Source organism: Williamsia sp. M5A3_1d (assembly GCF_053345315.1).
Map to the genome: position 1 here is coordinate 650,953 of NZ_JBKEZX010000001.1, position 24,869 is coordinate 675,821.

General features: G+C 69.2%; 17 protein-coding genes. 7 read left to right on the top strand and 10 right to left on the bottom strand.

The features are described from left to right. Positions 1-33 precede the first annotated feature (33 nt). The 3 genes from ACLBW1_RS03180 to ACLBW1_RS03190 form a co-directional block, all read right to left on the bottom strand. Positions 34-3,318 (bottom strand): arabinosyltransferase domain-containing protein, encoded by a 3,285-nt coding sequence (locus tag ACLBW1_RS03180; protein ID WP_447811124.1) that lies wholly within the window; start codon positions 3,316-3,318, stop codon positions 34-36. A 71-nt stretch (positions 3,319-3,389) separates the two neighbouring features. Further along, entirely contained in the window at positions 3,390-6,731 is a 3,342-nt protein-coding gene (locus ACLBW1_RS03185; RefSeq protein ID WP_447811125.1) for an arabinosyltransferase domain-containing protein, read from the bottom strand. A gap of 90 nt (positions 6,732-6,821) precedes the next feature. After that, the gene (locus tag ACLBW1_RS03190) at positions 6,822-10,154 is read right to left on the bottom strand and encodes an arabinosyltransferase domain-containing protein (protein ID WP_447811127.1); all 3,333 of its coding nucleotides are present in this window, start codon (positions 10,152-10,154) and stop codon (positions 6,822-6,824) included. A 149-nt stretch (positions 10,155-10,303) separates the two neighbouring features. Here ACLBW1_RS03190 and aroQ point away from each other — a divergent pair, with 149 nt between their 5' ends. The 4 genes from aroQ to ACLBW1_RS03210 all read left to right on the top strand — a co-directional run bounded on the left by aroQ (position 10,304) and on the right by ACLBW1_RS03210 (position 14,549). Further along, on the top strand, positions 10,304-10,756 hold the full coding sequence (gene aroQ / locus ACLBW1_RS03195; RefSeq protein ID WP_447810042.1) for a type II 3-dehydroquinate dehydratase: 453 nt from the start codon (positions 10,304-10,306) through the stop codon (positions 10,754-10,756). Between the two features lie 258 nt (positions 10,757-11,014). Then, complete coding sequence (locus tag ACLBW1_RS03200) at positions 11,015-11,965, top strand: phosphatase PAP2 family protein (RefSeq protein WP_447810043.1); 951 nt, start codon at positions 11,015-11,017, stop codon at positions 11,963-11,965. 49 nt (positions 11,966-12,014) lie between these two features. Further along, entirely contained in the window at positions 12,015-13,580 is a 1,566-nt protein-coding gene (locus tag ACLBW1_RS03205) for a hypothetical protein (protein ID WP_447810044.1), read from the top strand. 108 nt (positions 13,581-13,688) lie between these two features. Beyond that, positions 13,689-14,549, top strand: coding sequence for a metal-dependent hydrolase (locus ACLBW1_RS03210; RefSeq protein ID WP_447810045.1), 861 nt, complete (start codon positions 13,689-13,691; stop codon positions 14,547-14,549). A 3-nt stretch (positions 14,550-14,552) separates the two neighbouring features. Here the strand turns inward: ACLBW1_RS03210 and ACLBW1_RS03215 are convergent, their stop codons facing one another. The 5 genes from ACLBW1_RS03215 to ACLBW1_RS03235 all read right to left on the bottom strand — a co-directional run bounded on the left by ACLBW1_RS03215 (position 14,553) and on the right by ACLBW1_RS03235 (position 20,125). Further along, positions 14,553-15,329, bottom strand: coding sequence for an MBL fold metallo-hydrolase (locus ACLBW1_RS03215; protein WP_447810047.1), 777 nt, complete (start codon positions 15,327-15,329; stop codon positions 14,553-14,555). Then, complete coding sequence (locus ACLBW1_RS03220; protein WP_447810048.1) at positions 15,326-17,263, bottom strand: galactan 5-O-arabinofuranosyltransferase; 1,938 nt, start codon at positions 17,261-17,263, stop codon at positions 15,326-15,328. Before ACLBW1_RS03220 ends, ACLBW1_RS03215 begins: the two co-directional genes overlap by 4 nt. 7 nt (positions 17,264-17,270) lie before the next feature. Next, positions 17,271-18,032: a decaprenylphospho-beta-D-erythro-pentofuranosid-2-ulose 2-reductase gene (locus ACLBW1_RS03225; RefSeq protein ID WP_447810049.1), complete on the bottom strand. Its 762-nt coding sequence runs from the start codon at positions 18,030-18,032 to the stop codon at positions 17,271-17,273. A gap of 46 nt (positions 18,033-18,078) precedes the next feature. Then, positions 18,079-19,494 carry an FAD-binding protein gene (locus tag ACLBW1_RS03230; protein WP_447810050.1) on the bottom strand — a complete coding sequence of 472 codons (1,416 nt, stop codon included), beginning with the start codon at positions 19,492-19,494 and terminating at the stop codon, positions 18,079-18,081. 67 nt (positions 19,495-19,561) lie between these two features. Continuing rightward, entirely contained in the window at positions 19,562-20,125 is a 564-nt protein-coding gene (locus tag ACLBW1_RS03235; protein ID WP_447810051.1) for a TetR/AcrR family transcriptional regulator, read from the bottom strand. Positions 20,126-20,199: 74 nt separating this feature from the next. Here ACLBW1_RS03235 and ACLBW1_RS03240 point away from each other — a divergent pair, with 74 nt between their 5' ends. After that, positions 20,200-20,997 carry an SDR family oxidoreductase gene (locus tag ACLBW1_RS03240; RefSeq protein WP_447810052.1) on the top strand — a complete coding sequence of 266 codons (798 nt, stop codon included), beginning with the start codon at positions 20,200-20,202 and terminating at the stop codon, positions 20,995-20,997. A 90-nt stretch (positions 20,998-21,087) separates the two neighbouring features. On the opposite strand, the gene ACLBW1_RS03245 is transcribed toward ACLBW1_RS03240, so the two are convergent. After that, positions 21,088-21,579 (bottom strand): ribonuclease H family protein, encoded by a 492-nt coding sequence (locus ACLBW1_RS03245; protein ID WP_447810053.1) that lies wholly within the window; start codon positions 21,577-21,579, stop codon positions 21,088-21,090. A gap of 78 nt (positions 21,580-21,657) precedes the next feature. On the opposite strand from ACLBW1_RS03245, the gene ACLBW1_RS03250 reads away from it, so the two are divergent. Together ACLBW1_RS03250 and ACLBW1_RS03255 are read left to right on the top strand one after the other, a co-directional pair. Beyond that, positions 21,658-22,659 carry an acrylyl-CoA reductase family protein gene (locus ACLBW1_RS03250; RefSeq protein ID WP_447810055.1) on the top strand — a complete coding sequence of 334 codons (1,002 nt, stop codon included), beginning with the start codon at positions 21,658-21,660 and terminating at the stop codon, positions 22,657-22,659. A 26-nt stretch (positions 22,660-22,685) separates the two neighbouring features. Next, complete coding sequence (locus tag ACLBW1_RS03255; protein WP_447810056.1) at positions 22,686-24,176, top strand: protein adenylyltransferase SelO; 1,491 nt, start codon at positions 22,686-22,688, stop codon at positions 24,174-24,176. On the opposite strand, the gene ACLBW1_RS03260 is transcribed toward ACLBW1_RS03255, so the two are convergent. Then, positions 24,173-24,820, bottom strand: coding sequence for a MerR family transcriptional regulator (locus ACLBW1_RS03260; RefSeq protein WP_447810057.1), 648 nt, complete (start codon positions 24,818-24,820; stop codon positions 24,173-24,175). The two genes, ACLBW1_RS03255 and ACLBW1_RS03260, sit on opposite strands and share 4 nt — an antisense overlap. Between the last annotated feature and the right edge of the window lie 49 nt (positions 24,821-24,869).

The following is a 24,869-nucleotide window of genomic DNA, read 5'->3' on the forward strand; positions in this document are numbered from 1 at the left end:
TCACACCCGGTGCGAGCTTTGTCCGATTGCGGGTCAGTACCCGATCGCGCGCATCGGCGCGGGATCCCACAGACCCGACCGGGTCTGCTCGCCGATGGTCAGCCTGGCCGTCTGCGCGGGCTGGATCTCGCTGAACCGTTGCAGCGAACCCCAGTCGTTGCCCCAGTTGTTGCGTAGATAGGTCGCCAGGAGCTGCGGGCGCAGCATCGCCTCGGTCAGGCCCAGCGGTCCGCCGGCCTTGCCCGACATCCACGTCTGGCTGTTCTGTCGGGTGGCACCCGCATCGGGCAGGATGCGCCACTTCGGCACCTCCTCGACGCCGTTGCGGACCGACATCGGGCGCTGGCACGGGAACACGAAGGCGGGCACCCAGTCGATGAGCACGGGATCGGTGCGTCCCACGACCTGCTCGAGGGTGCGCAGGGTGCTGATCCGCGGCGGGGTGACGGCGACCCATTGATCGGAGCTCCCGCTGGTGTCGGCGACGAGCAGCCGTGCGACATTCGCACCCGCCGGCGCGTCCGAGAGCGGGAACCGCAGGTTGCGCCACGTCGGCGCCTCACCGACATCGATGGGGGACCGCTGGCCTACGGGGACGACGGCACCGTCGGCGCCGACCCGCCCGTACTGCACCCGCACCTGCTGGCCCTGGCTGACGATGCCGAGACCGTTGCGCGCCTCGACCGCACCCGCGACCGAGACCGTGAGCAGCGGCGCGTCGGCCGAACGCGCGGGCATCCGGTACCAGTCGGTGGTCAGCGAACCGCCCGAACCGCCGTAGCTGCCGAGCACCGGGGTCCGTTCGGGGGAGAGCCCGAACGGCAGCTTCACGGTGGAACCGTTGACGCCGCGCGCACCCTGTCCGCCGCCGGTGCCGCCCTCGGTCGACTCGTCGCCGGTGGAGGCCTCGTCAGATCCCGCCGATCCCTGTGTGGTGTTTGTCGAACTGCTGGTGGTCGCGGTGTCGTCGCTGTTCTGGGTGGTGTCGACCGAGAGATCGTTCGGCACCCCGTTCGGGGTGAAACCGGCGGCCGGTGAAGGCCCGGCGAGAGCGTCGCCGGGAGAGGTCGCCGGCGACTGACCCGCGACCGCCGCCGGGGCCAGCAGGCCGCCGTTCGGGTCGGTCTCGACGAGGACGTCGTTGGCCATGCCGCAGATGTTGCCGGACAGCGCCCGCGCGTTGCTCGACGCCCACGAGAAGCTGTTGCGCTGTACCACTGCGCCTTTCACGAGCGATAGCACCTCGAAGACGACCACCAGTGCGATCAGCGTGGGAACGATCGCGCCGTGCGGTGTGCGCCATCGTCGTGTCGATCCGCGGCCCTGCGCGACGACGTCGTCGACATGGTCGTCCCGCAGGTGTTGCCAGAACCCGATGAGTGCGGTGATCACCGACAGCGCGAGCAGCAGCCAGTAGACGCGGACCCCGCCGATGGCCGGTGGTCGATCGCGCCACGGCACGCCGTAGGTGCCGACGAACCACCACCCGTTGATGCCTGCGAACGCGATACCCATCACGAAGAACAGGGCCGCCACGAGGAAGGTGCGGTTGCGACGTCGTCGCAGGATGGCCGGCGCCGCCATGGCCCCGGCCGCGGCGGCCAGGCCGCCGGCGATGCCCGCGTACACGCCGAGATGGTGCGTCCATTTGGTGGGCGTGAACGAGATGATGAAGACGGTGCCGAGGATGACCGCGACGAGGCGCCACACCGGCCCGCGGGCGATGCCGCGCGGCGACCGACGGCGCAGCAACACCAGGATCACGAACCCGAGCAGCAGGAACATGGTGAGGATGCCGAAACGGCGCGCGAGCGAGGCGTCGACCTGGTTCGGCAGCAGCAGGTAGTAGTAGCGGACGGGCTCCTGCCACCACTCCAGCGTCGGCCCGACCTCACTGGCGACCTTCGAGCTGGTGATGACCCCCGAGAGGGTGTTGTCGGCGAAGATCTCGTACAACACGGCGGTACCGGCGGCGAGGATCGGCGCCAGGATCGGTAGCAGTCCGTCGCGGTGTCGGCGCCTGGCGAGTCTCTTGATGAGCGGACGGATGCCCGCGACCAACGCCGCGACGGCCATCAGACCGCCCGGGGCGATCGCGAGGGTGAACGCCGCGAAGATCGTCGCGGTTGCCAGCGGCAGGAAGCGGCCCGTGGCGATCGACCTGTCCACCGCACACCACGTGAGCAGGGCGCCGACGGCGAGGGCGGGCTCGGGGCGCAGACCGTTGTTGAACGGCAGCCAGATCGCGAGGAACACCGCGGCACACGTCCACAGCGCGGGGGTGGAGTGGCGCACCGTGCGGCCCAGACGGGGGATCACCTCGCGGCTGAGCAACCACCAGCCGAGCAAACCCAGCAGGAATGCGGGCAGACGCATCCACGGCGCGGCGAGGCTGACGTCGGTCATCGCGCGGATCACCTGGTAGTGCCAGCCGAACGGGTCCTGTGGCACACCGAAGTAGCGGTAGTAGTTGATCGGGTACCCGGCGGCGTCGGCGACGCGACCGACGGTGAAGTTGTAACCGTCGTCGGAGGTGTTGCCGCCGAGGAACCACCACAGGCCGAGGACGACGATGACGACACCGTCGATCGGACGCAGGGTCCACCACTTCGCGGGCAGGAAGCGCTTGTGTCGTCGGCCGTCGCCGCTGTCGAGGATGCCCAGCGAGATCAGCGACAGCAGCGTCATCGCGATACCGAGCACCATCGCGGTCAGCTTCAGAGCCGTCGGTGTGGTGACGAAGCGGGTGTCGATCGTCGCGCGCACCGACAGACCGGTGGCCGGGGTCGAGCTCGGCAGATCGGTGTAGATGCCCACGATCTGCGGCCGCAGGTTGGGGTCGGCGACGTCGAACGACAGCTGACCGGCCGCCCCCGACGGCAGTCCGCGGATCTCCGCGCGTGTCCGGGTGCCGTCGAATCGCATGACGATCGAGCAGTTCGGGTCGCTCTGGGCCTGTGCGCGTGGGGTGTTGACGAGCACGACGTTGCGGTTGGTGACCTGGATCTGATCCGACGTCACCGAGACGAACAGGCCGCGCGCGAAGGCATCCGATCCCGCGGTCGGGATCGTCGAGAGGAGGTTGCCGCCGAAGGAGGGCAGCCGCGCCGCGGCCGCACACGGCACCGTCACGTCGGCGTCGACGGGGACGAACGACACCAGTGGGGCGGCGACATCGCCCACCCCGTTCTCCCCGACACCCTGCTGGGGCCACGACATCGACGCCGTCGTCTGGTTCACCGGCAGCAGAGGCGTCGCCAGGGCGAGCAGCGCGCCGAGCAGACCGGTGACGATCGCGACGATCCGGACGATGCGCATGCGCCGCGCCGAGGTCGTCGGTCGTGTGGACGTCTTGGTCACAGTGGTGCCCTCTGGGGTGGTCGATGCGCTCACGAGTCGTCCGACTTCACGACGCGGATGGATCCGTCACGCGACCATCCCCAGCGGCTCCGGTCACCGAGGGTGACCGTCGCGGTGGGCGCGTCCGGCGCGAGGGGTGCGAGTCGCTCCAGCGACCCCCAGTCGCGGAACCAGTCGTCGCGCAGGTAGGTCGGCACGGTGGTCGGTGTCGTGGTGCCCTCCGAGATTCCCAGCAGGCCACCGTCGTCGGAGTCCATCCAGGTCTTCGACTGCGACAGGGCGGTGATGCGATCGGGCAGGATCCGCCAGCGCGGCACGTCGGTGACGCCGTGGCGCGAGACGATCGGCTGCTGGCAGGGGAACTGACCGGCGACGGTGAAGTCGATGAGGGTCGGCGTGGACGAACCCACGACGTCCTGCAGTGTCCGCAGCTGCGCCGCCCGCGGCGGGGTGATGGCGAGCCACTGATCGGGGGTGAGGTTGTCGTCGTCGGCGACGATCCGCATCACCTGTGCGCGCGGGGGGATGACCTCGGTGGGGATGCGCAGGTTGCGCCACGGTCGGTTCGGCGGCTCGGGGCCCGGGTCGATGGGCATGTACGGCGCCCCGACCTGGGTGAACTCGCCTGTGGGAGAGGTGATCCCGAACTGCACGCGCAGTGAGCGGCCGAATTCGCCGACACCGTCGACGTCGACCGAGGCGATCGCGCCGGCCGCGCTGATCACGATGAGCGGTGTGCTGCCGCGCGCGGGGAGTCGGTACGCCGCGGTCGTCAGCGATGCCCGGCCCGAGTCGTAGCCGTAGCTGCCGAGCACCGGGGTGCGTGACGGGTCGAGACCGAACGGCAGCGCCGCGGTCGATCCGTTGACGGTGCGGGGTCCGTTGCCGCCCAGGGTTCCCGGCGATCCGCCGGCGACGGTGAAGGCGTTCTGGATGGTGCCCGCGACGTTCATCTGACCGGGCCGTGACTGTGTCGGCTCCGGCGAGAGGTCGGGTGCGACACCGTCGGGGGTGAACCCGACCGAACCGGTCCCGGCCAGCGCCGCCGACGCCGAACCACCGTCGGCGGGCGTCAAGGTGCCGGCGTTCGCGTCCGGTTCGACGAGCACGTCGTCGGCCATGGCGCAGGTGTCGCCGCCCAGCGCCCGCAGGTTCGCGCCGACCACCGTGTACTCCGAGCCGCGGGCGACGGCGGCCTTGGCGAACACCGCGAGTTCGGCCACCACCATGAGGATGGCGATTGCCGCGAGGGGGGACGACGCCAGCACGAGGCGACGGCGATCGGCCCGGGACGGAGCGTCCGCCGGGGCCTCGATGTGGGCCGAAGGGTCGGCGGAGGGGTCGTCCGGGTCGGACTCGTGCACGACACCGCGGTTGTCGACGAAGTCGAGTCGCAGGTGCAGCCACACCGCGCCCGCGGACGCGATGACGGCGAGCACCAGCAGGATCGTCGAGACCTGGATCCCGGCGAGGACGGGGGCGCGGTCGAACCACGAGATACCGAAGTCGTAGGCCCACGACCACGCGTTCTTGCCCGCCATCGCTGCCGCGAGCGCGAACAGCAGTCCGGCGACGAGCACGGTGAGGTTGCGGGCCGAGCGCGCCGCGGACTGCACGATGGCGACGGTGGCGACGGCGGCCAGCGCCGCGGCGACACCGGCGAAGATCCCGAACTGGATGGTCCATTTGGTGGGCGCGAACACCCACAGCACCAGGGTGACCCCGACGGCGCCGATCCCGCGCCACACCGGTCCCGGATCGATCCCACGGATCCGCTTGCGGCGCAACATGACCGCGAGGACCACGAACACCGAGGCGAGCAGCAGCAGCACCGGGACGCGGCGGGTGAGCGCACCGTCGTCGGTGCTGACGGTGATGAAGAAGTAGCGGAAGTACTCCTCGTGCCAGCTCAGCGAGGGACCGACGGTGAAGCGGATCCGCACCGCGTCGTAGACGCTCGCGAGGGTCTGGTCGCGGAACACCACGATGAGGGTGAACAGTCCGGCCGCGACGACCGGCAGCACCAGCGGGGCGAGACCGTCGCCGCGGCGACGTCGCAGCACCACCTCGATCATCGCGCGCGCTCCGGCGACGAGGACCGCGACCGCGATCACGCCGTGCGGCGCCAGGGCCAGGGTGAGTCCGGCGGCGACGGTGGCCAGCGCGGCGGGCAGCAACCGGCGGGTACCGATGGCCTGCTCGACACCCCACCACGTGAGCAGCGATCCGGCGACGATGATCGGTTCGCTGCGCAGACCGCTGTCGAACGGCAGCCAGAAGGCGACGAACACTGCGGCGGCGGCCCACAGGGCCCACGCGCTGCGGCGGACCGCGGCGCCTAGACGCGGCAGCAGAACGCGGCTGAGGACGAACCAGGACACGAGTGCGGCGACGAGGGCCGGGATGTGCATCCAGATGCCGGCGGTCGACACCGACGACCAGTGGCCCAGGAAGCTGTAGTACCAGTCGAACGGCGCCTCGGGGATGCCGAACCAGCGGTAGTAGTTGGAGAGGTACCCGGCGCCGTCGGCGACGCGCCCCATCGTCAGCACGTACCCGTCGTCGGGGGTGCCGGCGCCGAGGAACAACCACACGATGAGCACCGCGGTGACGGCGGTGTCGGTGATACGGGGGGCCAACACGCGTCGCCACGAGCGCACGCCGATCCGGCGGTGGTGTCCGCCCAGCCAGTCGAGGCGGGCCAACGCGACCAGGCCCAGCGCGATGGCCAGGATCCCGATGATCATGACGGCGAGCTTGATGGCCGACGGCGAACTGGAGTAGCGGTTGTCGATCCCGACGTCGACCCGCAGGCCCTGGGTGGCCGCGGCCTGGACCCGGGGCGTGGTCAGCGTGCTGAAGATCCCGTCGACCTGGGGGCGCTTGTCGGGGGTGAGGGTGGTGGCCGGACCGAGGCCGACGAACTGTGCTCCCGGTCCCGTCGGTGAGGAGAACACGCGGATCGAGCGGCACTGCGGCGACCGGACCTGCTCACGGGTGGCCGACGCGGCCGGCGTGCCGCGGAACGAGACGGTGACCGTCGAGGCGTTCGCCGACACCACGAGCGACTTCTGGGAGGCGCGGTCGGCGGTGGTGGGCATGGAGGCCAACAACGTGCCGCCGCCGGAGCCGAGCGAGTCGACCAGCGAGCACGGGATGGAGGCGGTCAGCGACTGCGGCGTCTGGGCCGTCAACGGCGCGACCACCGACGGCGTGTCGGCCGCCAGGGACTGCCCGGCGGGCCAGGAGAACGCGGCGGTGGTCTGGTTCACCGGCAGCAACGGGGTGAGGATGCACGCGAGAATCCCCACCACACCGGCCGTCACGGCCACCAGGCGAGCGGTTGTCGCGCTGGACAGTCGGGCAGTCATCGGCACGAGCAACGATGGTATGCGACATGTCTGTGGCCGCCGCATCGCCCACGGGGCACATCGGCCCGGGCGCGCGCCGCGTGTGCGGGGTCAGTAGCGGATCGGGGCGGGACTCCACAATCCCGAACGGGTCCGGGTGCCGAGTTCGAGCTGCGCCGGGCCCACGGTGTCGTTGTAGGGCTCGTAGCGTTCGAGCGATCCCCAGTCGCGGCCGATGTCGTCCTGGAGGTAGCTGGGCACCGTCGTCGAGTCCAGCGACACCTCGATCCACCCCAGCGGACCCCCGCCGAACGAGTCCTGCCAGGCCGAGACGGCGGCGGCGAGGTCGGCGCCGGGCATGATGCGCCACTTCGGCACCTCGGCGACGCCGTCGCGGTGGTCGAACGGTCGCTGGCACGGGAACGCCAGACCCGAGGTCCAGTCGATCTGGACGGGGTCACGGTCACCGACGAGGGATTGCAGGGTCTGCACCCGGGGCACCCGGGGTGGACTGACCACGATGAACCGGTCGGAGGCGAGGTTGTCGTCGGTGGCGACGATGCGCACCGCGGTGGCGTCGTCGGGGAACGAGCTGCGGTAGGTGCGCAGGTTGCGCCACGACGGGCTGGGTCCGGGATCGATGAGATCGACCTCGCCCGCGGAGCTGTAGTCGCTGTCGCGGGTGCCACTGCCGGTGCTGTACTCGAGCTTCAGGTCCTTGATGTCGAAGCTGCCGGCCACGGCCATCGCCACCAGCGGGGTGTCCGCCGACTTGGCGGGCAGGCGGTACCACGACGACGTGAGGCGTGCGGGCACCTGGTCGGCGGCGGAGTAGCTGCCGAGCACCGGGGTGCGGTCGGGGTCGAGGCCGAAGGGCAGTTTCGCCGTCGACCCGTTGACGCCGGGCTTGTCGTTCTCGCCACCGCCGGTGCCGCCGGCGTTGCTGGTCAGCACGTCCGGCGAGGCCGCGACGTTGGTGCTCAACACGCCGAGCGATCCCTCGCTGGCCGTGGAGTCGAGCATCATCGGCAGCCCGTTGGGGGTGAAGTTGCTGGTCGCGGCACTGCTGTCGGTGGTTCCCTCCGCGTTCGACCCGGCCAGCGGGTCCTTCGCCGAGGTGTCGATGGGCGACAGCAGCCCGGCATTCGGATCGGGTTCGACGAGGACCTTCTCGGCCATCGCGCACGGGGAACCGGTGAGCGCGTCGACGTTCGACGACGGCACCGAGAACGATCCGCTCTGGTTCACCCCGGATGCGACGGCGGTCGAGACCTCGAACACCACCAGCAGCCCGGCGATGATCGCCAGCGGGGCGGCCGCGAAACGGCGGGCCACCGGCAGCGGGGCGGTCACGACCCTCGAACGCCTCGTCCGGGAGGCCCCGGCGGTGGCATCGGCGACGGCGTCGGGCGCGGGGCGATGCGGGTCCCGGAGATGGAACCAGCCGGCCAGTGCCAGCGTCGCGATGGACAGGTACAGCAGGATGCTGCCGAGCGCGACGATCAGCCGGACCGGTTGCGATCCGTAGGGCATGCCGTAGTTGGAGATGTAGAAGTAGGCGTTCGGCCCGGTGAAGGCCAGGCCCGTCACGAACAGCACCAGCGCGGTCACCAGGGTGCGGTTGCGGCGTGAGTGCATCGCGGTCGCCGTCACCGAGATCGCGGCGATGGCGGCCAGCGCCGCGGCCAGGCCGGCGAACACACCGAAGTGGTGGGTCCACTTGGTGGGCGTGAACATGAGGAACACCAACGACGCGAAGGTGATGCCGACGATGCGCCGGGTGGGACCCATCGCGGTGCCGGGGATCCGGTTCTTACGGAACAACATCGCGCCGGAGACCACGAGGCCGACGAGCATCACCAGGACCGCGAACCGGCGGCCGACGGAGCCGTTGGCGGAGAACTCGAACAGTGCCGAGTAGCGGTTGATCTCGTTGTACCAGTGCAGCGACGGGCCGAGCGCGGTCTTCATCTTCGACGCCTGCAGGAACGCCGTCAGCGTGAGGTTGGAGAACACGACGAAGATGACGAAGGTGCCCGCGGTGAGCACCGGCGCGATCATGGCCAGATAGGTGACCCAGCGACGACCGCCGGTGGTCTCCTGGATCACCTTGGTGCGCTTGATGATCGACATGATCATCGGACGTCCGCCGGCGATCAGCGCCGCGACGGCCATCAGTCCGGTGGGGCCGGCGGCGAGGCTGAACGCGCCGACGGTGCACGCCACGGCCGCGGGCAGGGTGCGCCCGGTGGCGATGGCCCGTTCCACCGAACACCAGGTCAGCAGGGCGCCGAGGCAGATGATCGGTTCGGGGCGCAGACCGTTGTTGAACGGGAACCACGACGCCATGAACACGAACGCCGCGGTCCACGGCACGATGCGGCTGGTGGTGGCCGCACGGCCGAGTCGGGGCAGGATCTCGTGGGAGATGATGAGCCACACCGCGATCCCGCACAGCAGCGCGGGCAGTCGCACCAGCGGGCTGGCGGTACTGATGTGGGCGAGCCAGCCGAACACCTGGTAGTACCAACCGAACGGCGCCTCCGGGGCGCCGTACCAGCGGTAGTAGTTGGCGGTGTAGTGCGCGTGTTCGGCGACGCGCGACATCGTCAGCAGGTAGCCGTCGTCGGAGGTGTTGGCGCCCACGATGTGCCAGACCAGCAGGCCGCCGATCACGACACCGTCGCGGGGATTGAGCCGCCACCAGCGCGCCGGCAGGATGCGACGGTGCCTGCGGCCGTCGGTGCCGTCGAGCACGGCCAGGGCGATGAGCGCGACGACGGTCGCGACGACGCCGACGACGATCGCCGCCCACTTGATGGCCGTGGAGGCGGTGGAGTACCGCGAGTCGATGGTGGCATGGGCCCGGAGCCCGGGCACCGCCCCGGCGGTGTCGGTGAGGTCGGTGAAGATGCCGGTCAGCTGCGGGCGCTGGTCACCGTCGGAGGTCTCGCCCTGCAGGGGTGCGCCGTCGGAGTCGGTCATGCCGACGAACCGCGCGGTCACCGCCTCCGAGGTGGCGGTGACGTCGATGCTCCGACAGTTCTGGGCCCGGATCTGCGCGACCGACGCACTGACCAGCGGCACGTTGCGGACCACGACCTCGACCGACCGCTGATCGGCGGGATCGGTCGACGCCCCCGAGACGCGGATGAACAGGCCTCGCTCGACGGCCTTCTCGGCGTCCTTCGGGGTGGTCGACAGCAGGACCGACTCCCCGGCCCGGTCGAGACGGGTGACCGCCGAGCACGGCACCGACACCTCGATGTCGACCGGTACGTAGCTGATGAGCGGCGCGGTGACCGAGCGCAGCTGCTCGTTCGCCGACACCTGCGGCCAGTCGATCTCGGCGGTGGTCTGGGTGACGGGCAGCAGCGGGGTGGCGATCGCGAGCACGAACCCGATGAGTCCGGCTGCCACCGCGACGATCCGGGCCACGCGCACACGGTCCCGACCGGTCCGGCGGGTCGTCACGCTCCGGGGCTGCTCGGGTCGCGACGTCGCGGGCCGGGGGTTTTCGGGCACAGCTGCCGATCGTAACCGCGTGGCGGGGTTACGCGGCGCAGGAGGTCAGGCGCCTTACAGTGACGTTCATGTCCCAGCGCAGCCGGACGGTCCTGCTCCTCAACGGCCCCAACCTCAACATGCTCGGCACCCGCCAGCCCGAGGTCTACGGATCGGCGACCCTCGCCGACGTCGTCGAGCTCGCGCAACGCACCGCCGACGAGCTGGGGCTCACCCTCGTCGCCCGTCAGACCAACCACGAAGGTGAGATGCTCGACTGGATCCACGCAGCGCGCGGGACGGTCGACGCGATCGTCGTGAACCCGGGCGGATGGACCCACACCTCGGTGGCGCTGCGCGACGCGCTGGTGATCCCCGAGGTACCCGTCGTGGAGGTCCACATCAGCAACGTCGCCGCCCGCGAGGAGTTCCGCCACCACTCCTTCGTGTCGCCCATCGCCTCGGCGGTGATCGCCGGATGCGGGGTCTCGGGCTATGGATACGCGCTCCGGCGGGCCGCGGAGCTGATCGACACGCAGTGATCTCAATCACATTCGCGGGGGTCGGCACTGTGGCGATGACCAGCGTGACGGCCCATCCTTCGGTATGAGATCCGGTCGCAGTTGTCCTGTTCAACTGGCGTTCGGTCAATGGAGGGGGACGGGATGCCAGGTGTCCTCCGTTAGTATTCCTCGCAATGCTGTCGCGCCTCCGGAGTGCGTGACGGTGCGAAGCGACCGTCGGGGGCGATTTCGACCCACGTCGACGGTGATGTGGAGGTCCGATGCGGGAGGCTTGTCATGTCGACCGCTGACATCGCCCGGCAGTCCCCCGAGACCGACGGATTGCCCCAGGACGACATGCCGGCCGGCGAGATCACCGGTGTACCCGTGCACCTCGACGCAGGCCTCGAGGCCATCGAATTTGATCTGGTCCGTAGTCGTTTCCATGTCCTCTCAGCCATCGCGGCGTACTTCGCGCGGCCCCGCTGGTGGGTGGAGATCGCACTCATCGGAGCGCTGTACGGCGTCTACTCACTGATCCGCAACAGCGTCGGCGAGGTCGCCGACACCGCTTTCCGCAACGCCGAGTCGATCCTGTCCTTCGAGGACCGATTCCACTTCGCCCTCGAGCGGCCGCTGAACGAGTGGGTGCACCACACCCCGATCGTGGCCGACATCGTCGCCCTGCAGTACGCGACCCTGCACTTCATCGTCACCCCCGCCGTGCTCGTCTGGCTGTTCTTCCGCCGCAGCACCCACTACCGCGCGGTCAGCGCGATCCTCATCGTCACCACCGTGCTCGCGTTGATCGGCTTCTACTGGTTCCCCACGGCCCCGCCGCGGCTTCTGGGCCAGCAGGGTTTCGTCGACATCATGAGCCAGACGTCGTCATGGGGTTGGTGGCCGGAGTCGGGTACCCCGGGCAGCGACGCCATCTCCAACCAATTCGCCGCCATGCCGTCGTTGCACTGCGCGTGGGCCGCCTGGTGCGGACTCTCGTTGTTCTTCCTCGCGCGCCGCATGTGGGTGCGCATCCTGGGCCTCATCTACCCGTTCACCACCTTCTTCGTCGTGATGGGCTCGGGCAACCACTACATCCTCGACGTGCTCGCCGGCCTGGCCACTCTCGCCGTCGGCGCCGCCGTCGTGTTCGGCATCCGGGCGCTGTGGCGATCGCGCGTCCGCCGGCGTTACCAGGATCAGATCGGGAGCCACACCGAACCGTCCGCGGCCGTACCCGTCGAATGAGACCGATTCGATGACCACCGGGGTGACCGGCCGGCAACGGAGCTGGCCGATGGCACTCCCGCTGGCGGTGGCCCTGATCGCGACGGTCACCCTCTGGGCGCTGAGCCCGACCCTCGGAGACCTCCAGGCCGCGATCGCCCGCGAGGAGGCCGCGCGGTCCGGCGTGGGTCTCGGCTACTGGTTCGGCTGGTACGGCGGGGTCTCGCCGGGCAGCTACTCGCTTCTCGTACCGGCACTCTCGGCGCTCACCGGCTCGCTCGCGCTGCTCGCGATCGCCACCCTGCTCATCGCGGTGATGGCGCACCCCCTGGCGCACGCGACGGTCGGCATCGGCTCCGGCAGCCGCGCGGTGCATCCCACCATGCTCACCTGGGCCATCGTCGCCGCGGCGGTGCTCAACATGATGTCGGGTCGGGTGGCGTTCTCCGTCGGGGCGGCGTTCGCGCTGTTCGCCGTACTCATGCTGCAGCGCGGCGCGAGCACACTCGCCGCGGTGGTGTTGGTCGTCTCGGGTCTCGCGAGCCCCCTCGCTCCGGCCTTCGTGGGGTTGGCCGCCGTGCCGTTCCTGCTCGGCGGCGGTCACCGCTCCCGGATGGTGTGGAGCGTCCTGATCGGGTCGGGGCTCGGGGTGGTGGTGCCGTTCGCGCTCTTCGGGGCACCCGGCGCCCAGGGCTTCCCGTGGACCACGCTGGTGTGGACGATGCTCATCGGTCTCGGTGCGGGGTACGCCATCACCGAGGCGCCGCAGCGGTGGATCGCCCCGCTGGCCGTGCTCGCCGCGGTCGTGGTGTTCGCGATCCCCAACGGCGTGGGGTCCAACCTCAGTCGCTTCTTCTGTCTCGTGGTGCCGTGTCTCATCCTGTGGTTCTCCCGGCGCGCACTGCCGATCCTGCTCATCACCCTGGTGCCCGCGGTCAGCTATGCGGGCTTCGTCGCGGTGGCCGATCAGGTGGTGGTGGCGAACTCCGGTGACACCGAGAAGAACTACGAACCCCTGCGACTGGCGCTGCTGCGCGGACCGGGCCTCGCGAACCACCGCGTGGAACTGATCGATGCCGGCACCCACGCCGGGTCCCACGAGCTGGGTTCGCTGGTGAAGCTGGCGCGGGGATGGGAGAACCAGTCCGATTCGCGGTTCAACCCGATCTTCTACGACTCCGACGCACTGACCCCGCAGTCGTATCGGCGGTGGCTGAACGAGAACGCGGTGTCGTGGGTCGCGGTGTCCGACGAGCCGCTGCGCCAGGCGAGAGCCGAGGCGGCACTGGTGAACGCCGGCCTGCCGTATCTGACGCGCGAGTGGGGCAACGACGAGTGGACGCTGTACCGGGTGGCGAACCCGGGATCGGTGGTGGCGCCGCCGCTGTCGCTGGTGACCGAGACGCCTGCGCAGATGGTGGTCGAGATCCCTGACACCGGTACACATCCCATCCAGATCCGCCCCAACCGGTACCTGGTGGCGCGTGACGTCGACGATCCGACGATCAGCGCGTGCATCGATCAGACCGAGCAGGGATGGATCACCGTGCGTGCACCGCAACCGGGCACGTATCGGCTCGAGGGACCGCTGTCGGTCCGGGGCGTGCTCTCCGAACAGTCACCGAGCTGCGCCTAGTCACAACAGGCGTTGACAAGCGTCCGACCCGGGACGACACTCCAAGTACATGTGACGGCAGACACACACATTCCGGTCACGGCGCCGCCACGACGACGGAGGTGTCCCATGGCTACCGACATCCGGGCGCGCAGGATCAGGTTCTCCTACCCCGAGGGATCCCTCGAGCGGCACTACGTCGCCGGCGACCTCGTGATGAGCCACATCGTGTCGATGCTCTCGGCCGTGTTCCCCGAGGGCGAGGACTTCTTCGTCCGCTCGGTGAAGCACTACCGCGACCAGGTCACCGACCCTGTGCTCAGCAAGCAGATCGCGGGGTTCATCGGACAGGAGGTGACCCACGGACGCGAGCACCGGGAGATCAACGAACGACTCGACGCCATGGGGTATCCAACCCTCGCGTGCGACAAGCACACCAAACGTGCGCTGGCGCGGATGTTCCGGCGGCTGCCCCACCGGCTGTCGCTGGCGATCACCGCGGCCCTCGAGCACTACACCGCGACGCTGGCGTCGCTGCTGCTCACCGAGCCACGAGCACGCGCACTCATCTCCTCCGAGCAGGTGCGGGCGCTGCTGATGTGGCACGCCTACGAGGAGGTCGAACACAAGGCGGTGGCGTTCGACGTCTACCGGTACGTCGGTGGGACCGAACGGATGCGGATCGCCACCATGCGGGTGGTCCACGTGGTGTTCGTCGCGAACACCATCGTGTGGACGATGGTGTCGATGGCGCGGGACCGCGCCACCTACAACCCGCGTCGACTGTTCGCGAGTCTCGCTGCGCTGCGGCACAATCCGTGGCTGGGACGCGCGGTGCTCGCCGAACTGCGCACCTACACCCGGCCCGGGTTCCATCCCGACGACAACCCCACCGAGTACCTCCTCGAGGAGTGGCGTGCCGAGTTGTTCGGCGACACCGGGGTCCTGGCCGACAATCTCGCCGCCGGTCGCGGCCGCCGCGCGAACTGAGCGTCAGCCCCGCAGGGCCGTGGCGACCGCGTCGGACACCGACCCGCGGTGGACATCACCGTGGCCGGGGAAGATGAACTCGACGGGTGCACCGGCCTGACGTTCCCGCTCGGCCAGGGCGCGCAGGGCCTCTCGGTTGGCCGCCTCGTCGTGGTGGAACACCGGGTGGATGCACTGCGGACCGACGTGACCCGTGATGCCGTGTCCGGTCACCAGCGCGTCACCGGACACCAGCACCCGACCGCCGGCCACGAGATAGGCACTGTGGCCGTCGGTGTGCCCGTGCGCCGACACCGGTACCGGCCGCCCGGGGAGGTCGAGCGCGCCGTCGTCGGAGATCCGGTACGGCTCGGCGTTGGGGATGCCGGTGGTGTCGAGGCCGCCGAGGGCGACGATCTCGGCCATCCACCGCAGCACCCGTGGACGGTAGGCGAGTTTCGCCAACGCTTTCGGCGTCGCCTGCTGCAGGTGTTCGCGGCGCGCGTGGGACACCTCCACCGGATCGAGGTGCACCGGGAACGCGTATCGGTTCGCGAGGCGGGCCAGGCCGCCGATGTGGTCGACGTGGGCGTGGGTCACCAGTGCGGCACGGATGTCGCCGGGCTGGGCGCCGATCTCGCGTACCGAGGCGATCACGTCGTCGACCTGCTTGGGGTAGCCGCCGTCGATGAGCGTGACGCCCGAATCATCGCGCAGCAGAACCCAGTTGACGTGCTCGGTGTGGATGAGATGGGCGCTGCCCTTCCCTCCGTCGACGGTCGTGATCGTGAAGTGACTCATCTGCGCACCACCAGGACGAAGGGACCCACCTCGGTCACGGTGAACCGGGGATCGTCGAACAGGGCCGAGCCGAAGGCGACCGTGTAGCGCCGCACGTTGGGGTCGTTCGGGTAGACATCGGTGGCCAGTCGCAGAGCATAACCGTCGGCGCTGTAGCGGAACAGGAACACGCGCGGTGCCGGCCAGGGGGAGGTGTCGAGCGCGCGGAGCAACTCGTCGGGGGTCTGCACCGTGGCCCACTGCTCGATCGCCGAGGCGCGTTTGTCGAACTCCGCCAACGGGTTCGCGTAGTGCGAGGTGAGGCCCTGGAAGCCGTAGTACGGATAGATCGACAGGAACCCGTAGTCGGCGGTGAGCACGATCGTGTCGTGGCGCGGACGCCCCGTCTGTTCGCGGATGAGGGTGTCGATCTGCGGGAAGTACGACTGTGCTCCGGGCGGGCGTTTGTCGGCACGGTCGCCGTTGCCGTCGGTGTCGGTGTATGCGGTGGTGATCTCCGAGCTCAGATGGTCGGGGATGTTCTGCGACACCCCCACCGCGGCGACGAGCGCCGCGACCACCACGAGGAATCGGATGTCGCCGAAGCGTGCGACGGCCGCGCGCGCGATCTCGGCCACCCCGAGCACACCGGCGGCCGAGAGGGTCACGGCCAGCAGCGGTTCGAGCCGGAACGACAGCAGCGTGGTCCCCATGGCGGTCAGCGCCATCGACAGCAGGCAGAACAGGTAGATGGAGATCACGACGATCCCGAGCGCGAGCGACACCGTGCGCTGCCGGTTGCGCAGCAGCAGCCACAGCAGCCCGATCATGCACAACACGCCGACCAGCGTCAGGTGCAGCATCGGTGTGGGCAGCTGCGCCCCGCTCGACGGCAGATAGTGCTCGGCGGTGCCACCGCTCGCCGGCGAGTTGCGCAGTCGTGCCAGCAGGTACGGCGCCCACACGATCAACGCGATGAGCCCGGCGACGATGCCCATGGCGATCAGTCGGCCGGCGTGCACACCGAGCGCGCGCAGCTGCTGCCGCCGTACCGCACCGGGATCGGTCGCCCGGTTGGCGGTGGCGCGGATGGTCTCGACGGCCAGGTAGAGCGCCATCAGCACCGCCGACAGCGCGAACAGACCGGTGAACAGTGTGTAGAAGGTGGCGCTGACCCCGATGAAGAGCCCGCCGGCGAGCAGGGCCGCGCGGCTGCCGGATCGCAGGGCGTGGAACACCGTGATCATCATCGGCGCACCGACGAGGATCAGCACGGCCGCGTAGGGTTCGGGGCCCGCGTACATGATGGTCACCGCGGTGGTGGCGAGCGTGATCGCGATCGCGCGGTCGGTACGGATCATGCGGGTCCACAGCGTCATCGCCACGGCTGCGGCGACAGCGATCGACAGGATCGCGTAGGGCTTGAACGCCTCCCACGCGGGTTGGTCCACCAGGTTCGCGTACCGTCCGCCGAGCCAGAACCAGCCCGCGGGGTAATACGGCGCGAGGTCGATGTAGGTCATGTCGGCCAGGCCGTGGGTGTCGGCGAGACGCGTGAGGTACTCGGTGCGGAACTGCTGGTCGACCGAGATGCCGAACAGGTAGAGCTTCGTGGCGCCCAGCGGCATCGCGAGGGTGACCGTCGCGAACGCCGAGATGCCCACCCAGCTCAGCGGTGTCACCCACCGCCGCAGTGTGCCCATCCGCGACGCGACCACCGCGACGAGCAGCAGGCCGATCGACACGCACTGGCCGACGGTGGTGAGGGCGCCGGTGACGTTGGAGGAGTTGAAGGCCGGCCACTGCACCCGACCGATGGCGAACAATCCGATCGCCCCGACCACCGCCGCCACCAGGGCCGCCCCGATGAGACCGAGCGCGGCGGCGCCGTGACGCCGGAGCCCCCGGCGGTCAGGTGCCTCTGGGGTGGGGGCCTCGGTGGTGGGTGCGCTCACGTCGGGATCAGATGGGGAGTTTGCGGAAGATCGGGCGCGGGATGTGGCGCAGCACGATCATCACGTAGCGGAACGGCGGCGGCGCCCACACGATCTCCTTGCCCTTGTCGGCGGCACGCACCGCGAGGCGACCGACATCCTCCTTGTTCACCGTCATCGGGGCTTCCTTCACATGCGCCGACAGGCGGGTGCGCACCATGCCCGGGCGGATCACCAGGACGCGGACGTTGAACTCCCGCAGGGCCTCTCCGAGTCCGAGGTAGAAGCCGTCGAGGCCGGCCTTCGTCGAGCCGTAGACGAAGTTGCTGCGCCGCACGCGTTCACCGGCGACCGAGCTCATCGCGATGATCTGGCCGTGACCCTGGGCGCGCAGACGCTCACCGAGGAGGACGCCCACCGACACCGCGGCGGTGTAGTTGATGTCTGCGGTGAAGACGGCCTTGCGCTGGTCCTGCCACACCTCTTCGTCGACACCCTGCACACCGAACGCCACGATCGCCACGTCGACATCGCCACCGGCGAAGGCCTTCTCGACCACCTCGGGGTGTGTGTCGGGCTTGCGTGCGTCGAAGTCGATGCTCTCGACCGACGTCGCCCCGGCCGCCTTCATGGTCTCGATCGCCGCGTCGCCGGCCGGGTCGCCCGGAACCGTCGCGAGGATGACCCGCATCGGTCCCTTCTTGAGGTATTCGGCGCAGATGGCGAGCCCGATCTCGGAGCTGCCACCGAACAGCAGCAGGGTCTTCGGCACGCCGACGGCGTTGATCATGCGGGGTCCTTCGTTCTGGGGTGTGCGGGTCGAGAAGGGCGTGAACTCAGGCGAGTTCGAGGCGACGGGCCATGTCGGAGACGAAGACGCCGTGCGGGTCGATGCGCCGGCGCGTGGCGATCCACTCGTCGATCCGGGGGTACATGGCGTGGAACGTCTCGGCGGTGGTGCGGGAGTCCTTGGCCGAGTAGAGGCGCCCACCCATCGACAACACCCGGCGGTCGAGCTCGGTGACGAACTCGTGCAGGCCCTTCTTGATGGGGAAGTCGACGCAGATGTTCCACCCCTCCATCGGGAAGCTCAGCGGCGCCCGGTTGCCCTCACCGAAGAGCTTGAACACGTTGAGGAAGCTCACGTGTCCCGAGGCCTGGATGTCGATGATGATCTGCTTGAACTCCTCGACCGCCTCCACCGGGACGATGAACTGATACTGCAGAAAGCCTTTCGAGCCGTAGGCGCGGTTCCAGTCACCGAACAGATCGAGCGGGTGGTAGAACTTCGTCAGGTTCTGGATCTTGCCGGTGTAGTTGCCGCCCATCCGGTAGTACGCCTCGCCGACGATCGCGAAGTCGAGCTTGTTGGCCAGACCGTTGGGGAAGATGTCGGGGAACTTGATGAGCGTCTTGCCGGTGAACGCCAACGGGTTCCGGGCCAGATCATCGGGCAACTGGTCGAGGCGTGCCAGCGATCCACGCGAGAACGTTCCGCGGCCGAGCTTCGGCGGCTTGCTGATCGCGTCGAACCACCCGGAGCTGTAGGTGTAGTTGTGTTCGCTGCCGTCGGTGTGCAGCGCGATCGTCTCGTCGAGGTTGTGGGTGACGGCGCCGTCGGCGATGAAGTACGCCGTCTCGGTGCGGGTCATCGCGATCTTCGCGCGCAGGATCAGTCCGGTGAGACCGATGCCGCCCACCGTGGCCCAGAAGATCGAGGCATCGGGGTCGTCGGGCGTGCCCGCGGGTCCGATGGTGAGCACGCGGCCGTCGGCGACGAGCAGCGTGATCTCGGTGACGTGGTTGCCGAAGCTGCCCGCGCTGTGGTGGTTCTTGCCGTGGATGTCGTGGGCGATGGCCCCGCCGATGGTGACCTGCCGGGTACCCGGCAGCACCGGCACCCAGAGGCCGTAGGGGAGGGCCACCTTCATGAGGGTGTCGAGGTCGACGCCGGCGTCGACATCGGCGATGGCGGTCTCGTCACTGATCGAGTGGATCCGCTTGAGGCGGGTCATGTCGATCGTGAGGCCACCGACGTTCTGCGCCGACTCGTTGTACGAGCGGCCCAGTCCGCGGGCGATGACGCCGCGGCGCAGGTACGAAGGCTTGTCGGCGTTGCTGTCGGCGACCCGCGCGACGGCGTCGGCGATGACCTCGACATCGGGCGTCGAGAGCACCTGGCCGTCGATCGGTGTGGTGCGACTCCAGCCCACGAGTCGGCGGGTTTCGATGGGCAGATCGGTGGTAGACATCGGGGGACAGCCTACTGCGTCGGCGCGCGGCCCCGACCTGTGATGACCGCGGTCGTCGAGGGCATGTTCAGTCCGCCACAGCCCAGGCGCGGGTCTCGGCGAGGGTCCGGTCGAGGGTGTCGTCGTCGATGAACCCCTGGGTGCGGGCCGAGAAGAGCCCGTTGATGGCAGCCCAGCTCGCGATGGTGCGGTCGAGGTTGTTGTGCTCGCCCACGGCCCGGAACAGCATGGCCGCGATGCGCTCACGGATGAGCGAGCGGGCCTCCTCGAACTTGGTGTTCGGTTCGAGGGCGTCGGTGAGGGCGATGAGGCGGAACGCCAACTGGTCGTCGTCGCGGTGGAAGCGCACGTAGGCGTCGAAGACGGCGCCCGCACGCTCGGCCAGGGTCGAGGCGTCGACGGCCTCGTCGAGGATGTGTTCGTTCGCCGCGATCGCCTGATCGGCCAGTGCCAGGTAGACGTCCTGTTTCCCGCCCGGGAAGTTGGCGTAGATGGAGCTGACGGCGACATCGGCCGCGGCGGCGATCTCGGTGATCGTGGCCGCCTGATAGCCGCGTTCCTCGAACAGGGTGCGCGCGGCGGTGCACACCGCGGTCACCGTGCGACGTCGGCGTCGGTCCAGATCGGCCATGGATCACACCGTAACGCCGTTCCGATAACGGAACCTCGTTCTCTGTGGGATCGATCACCTGCTAGAAAGCTCTCATGGCCCCGAAAAGCGTGTTCATCACCGGCGCTGCAGCCGGCATCGGTCGTAAGACGGCCCTGTCCTTCGCCCGGAAGGGCTACATCGTCGGCGCGTACGACATCGACGAGGCGGGTCTGAAGACCCTCTCCGACGAGATCGAGGACCTCGGTGCTACCCCGGTCATCGGTCACCTCGACGTCACCGACGCCGAGGAGTTCGCCGAGCGCCTCGCCGAGTTCACCTCGAAGACCGGCGGCAAGCTCGACGTGATGCTCAACAACGCCGGCATCCTCATCGCCGGCCGGTTCGAGGAGCTCAAGGTCTCGACCCTGCACAAAGAGATCGACATCAACACCAAGGGCGTGGTCAACGGCCTGCACGCGGCGTTCCCGTACCTCAAGGCCACCAAGCGGTCGGTCGCGATCAACCTCGCGTCGGCATCGGCGATCTACGGCCAGGCCGAGCTGGCCAACTACAGCGCGACCAAGCACTTCGTCCGCGCGATCACCGAGGCCCTCGACATCGAGTGGGGCGGCTACGGGATCCGCGTGGTCGCCATCTGGCCGCTCTACGTCCAGACCGCGATGACCCAGAACATCAAGACCGGCACCACCACCTCGTTGGGTATCAAGCTGGGCCCGCAGGATGTCGCCGACCGCATCGTCGAGGCAGCCGAGCCGGGGCTGTTCAGCAAGGTGATCCACCAGGTGCACTACAACGTGGGCACCCAGACCCGTCTGATGGCGGTCGGTTCGCGTTTCTCGCCGGTGTACCTCACGCGTCTGGTGAACAAGCGTCTCGCCGGGAGCCACTGAGCCTCGATCTCGACTGAGATCTGCCGCTGAGCGGGACGGCAGGCCCACACAGGGCTTGCTGGTCCGCTCAGCGGCTTTTTTCGGTCGTGGTCAGAAGAGGGTGACCGGTTCGGCGATCTCGACGCTGCTGTGATTCGCCGAGGCGCGGCCGCTCGCCTGGGCTTCGCGTGCTGCGGCGCCGGCCAGCTGGTCGGCCATCTCGTTGAACTCGTTGCCCATGTGGCCACGCACCCAGCGGAACCGCACCGGTCCGGTGCGCGCGGTGATGGCGGCGTCGATGGCCTGCACCAGATCCAGGTTGCGGACCGGTGAGCCGGCGGCGGTTCGCCATCCCTTGCGCTTCCAGCCGGGAAGCCATTCCGACGAGCACTTGATGCCGTACTGCGAATCCGACTCCACCATCAGCGGTTCGGGGCCGGGGTGGGCGGTGATGGCCTCGAGGATCGCGAACAGTTCCGCGGTCTGATTGGTGCCCGACGGCGCCCCGCCGCTGGCGGTGGGGCCGGTGTGGTCGACCCAGGCCCAGCCGATCGGTCCGCCGGGATTCTTCAGGCACGACCCGTCGGTACTCACGATGATCACGGGAGCCGAGTCTACGGTCGGCCACCGAGTTCGCCGGGCAGGCGCGGCCGCCGACGGTACGTCACTAGGGTCGGATCCATGAGTTCCTTCTCCGCCCGTGTGGCCCGCGAATCCGAGGGTGCTGTGACCCTGACGACCGAGACCGTCGCCGAGTCGTTCCTCCCCGACGGCGACGTCACCATCGACATCGCCTACTCGTCGGTCAACTACAAAGACGCACTGGCGATCACGCCGGGGGCGGGCGTGGTCCGCGACTACCCGATCGTGCCCGGCATCGACCTCGCCGGCACCGTGCGCGAATCCTCGAGCCCCGACGTCGCCGTGGGCGACGCGGTCGTGGTGCACGGGTATCAGACCGGGGTGTCGCGCCACGGTGGCTACGCCGAACGCACGCGGGTGCCCGCCGAGCAGGTCGTCGCCCTCGGCGACGGTCTGACCCCGCGCCAGGCCGCCACCATCGGCACCGCCGGTTTCACCGCGGCCTTGAGCGTCGCCGCCCTCCTGCGCCACGGGGTCACCCCCGACGACGGTCCGATCCTCGTCACGGGTGCGACCGGGGGTGTCGGTTCGGTCGCCGTCGATCTCCTCGCCGGTGCCGGGTTCGAGGTCGTCGCCTCCACCGGCAAGGCAGACAAGCACGACCTCCTGACCGCACTCGGCGCGTCCGAGGTCATCGGTCGTGTGCCGGAGGATCCCGAGGCGAAGATCCGGCCGCTCGACAAGGCGCGCTGGGCCGGAGCGGTCGACTGCGTCGGCGGGAAGACCCTCGCGTGGGTGCTGTCGACGGTCCGCTACGGCGGCGCGGTCGCGGCGAGCGGCCTCACCGGCGGCGTGTCGTTGCCCACCACCGTGATGCCGTTCATCCTGCGAGGAGTCGCGCTCCTCGGCATCGACTCCGTCGAGCTGCCGATTGCCCAGCGCAGGGAGACGTGGGCGCGCCTGGCCAGCGACCTGCGGATCCGCCACCTGGACGACCTGACTGCCGAGGTCCCGGTGTCGCAGGTCGACGACGTGTTGGCCGAGATCAAGAACGGTGGCCGCACCGGCCGCACGGTCGTGGCGGTCGCCGGGGGTTTCTGATCGCGTCGCGTGGTTAGCCTGGACATATGACGTCATCGGCTGCCACGTCGACCCTGTTCACCCTGGAGAACACCTTCGCGCGCGATCTCGAGGGGATGTTCGTGCCGTTCACCGGCGAGCATGCCCCCGACCCGCGTGTCCTCGTGGTCAACACGAACCTCGCCGAGGAGCTCGGACTCGACCCCGACACGCTGCACACCGCCGAGGCCGCGCAGATCCTGTCGGGATCGACGCCACCCGCGGGCGCGACCACCATCGCGATGGCCTATGCCGGGCACCAGTTCGGGGGCTACCAACCGCTCCTCGGTGACGGCCGCGCGATGTTGCTCGGCGAACTCGTGGACGCCGAGGGCAATCGGCGCGATCTGCACCTCAAAGGCTCGGGCCGCACCCGCTTCGCCCGCGGCGGTGACGGCCGCGCCGCGATCGGCCCGATGCTGCGCGAGTACCTCATCTCCGAGGCCATGCACGCGCTCGGGATCCCGACCACGCGCGCACTCGCGGTCACCGCGACCGGGCAGATGATCATGCGCGACACCCTCGAGCCGGGTGCGGTGCTGGCCCGCGTCGCGTCGAGTCACATCCGCGTGGGCACCTTCGAGTTCGCGCTCCGACAACGAGACCCCCTGCAGCCGCTGGCGGACTACACGATCGCCCGCCATCACCCCGAGCTCGTCGGCGCCGACGACCGCTACCTGAAGTTCTTCGAGGCGGTCGTCGAGAAGCAGGCCGCACTGGTGGCGCAGTGGATGGCCGTCGGGTTCATCCACGGCGTGCTCAACACCGACAACACCACCATCTCGGGCGAGACCATCGACTACGGGCCCTGCGCGTTCATGGACGCCTACGACCCGTCGACCGTGTTCAGCTCGATCGACGTCCAGGGTCGGTACGCCTACACCAACCAACCCCCGGTCATCGGATGGAACCTGGCGCGTTTCGCCGAGTCGCTCATCCCCCTGGTCGCCGGGCAGCTCGGCGCCGATCCCGACAACCCCGACACCGACGGCGCGATCGCGGCGCTCACCGGGGTGCTCGGCACCTTCAGCGATCGGCACGACGCACACCTGGCACGTCACTTCGCCGCGAAACTCGTCCTCGCCGAACCGGATACGACGGTGATCGACGATCTGCAGTCCGTCATGCGCGATCATCGTCCGGACTTCACGGGCACCTTCCGGGCGCTGGCCGAGGAGCTCCGCGGCAACCCCCGACCCCTCGACGACCTCATCCCGCGCGACGCGATCGCCCCGTGGCTGACCCGGTGGCGTGCCGCGCTACCCGCGCCCGAGGCGGCCACGGCCGACGCGATGGACCGCGTCAACCCGATCTACATCCCGCGAAACCACCTCGTGGACATCGCGTTACGCGCAGCGACAGCGGGCGACCTCGAGAAGTTCCAGATGCTGCTCAGCGTGATCACCCGACCGTTCGACGCCGATCCTGCTCTCGGCGCCTACGCGCAACCCGCACCGGACGACTTCGGCGCCGGATTCCAGACTTTCTGCGGGACCTAGCCGCTGCGGTTGTCGAGTCGTGCGCTGGCGGCTTCGAGCGCCAGACGGCGGACCATCGCCATCGCGCGCTCGTAGACGACCGTGCCGACCAGCATCATCTCCACCGAAGCGATCCGGTCGGGTTGGTCATGGGCGTAACGCACCTCGTCGACGGCAGTGACCTCGGCAGCGTCGGCGGCCGCGCTGAAGCTGTCGGCGGTCACCGGTAGGCCGAACTCACGGAGGATCCCGATCAACTCCGCCAGTCGTCGGGTGGCGGGCGCATCGGGTGCGATCGTCCACCTGCGGTCGGCCAGCCAGTCGCGAACCTCGCCGAGCGTGTCCTCGTCGGCGGTCATCGCTCCCTGATCATCGAGCCCGAGCATCACCGCGCCGAAGGCGTCGTGCAGGGGTAGTTCGTCGTTCTCGGTCGCGGCCAGAGCATCTCGGACCCGGGCCAGGGAGAGACCACCGATGTCGATGAGTGCCCGGATGAGTCGGAGTCGACGGATGTGGCCCTCGTCGTAGGAGGCCTGGTTGCTCGATGTCGGTTCGCCGGCAGGCAACACATCTTCTCGGAGGTAGTACTTGATCGTCGCGACACTCACGCCACTGCGGCGACTGAGCTCGGAGATCTTCATCGGCGCGGCCTTGACATCACGCAATGGATAGTAGCACTATCTGCTTAACGGATAGTGTCACTATCCACCAAGA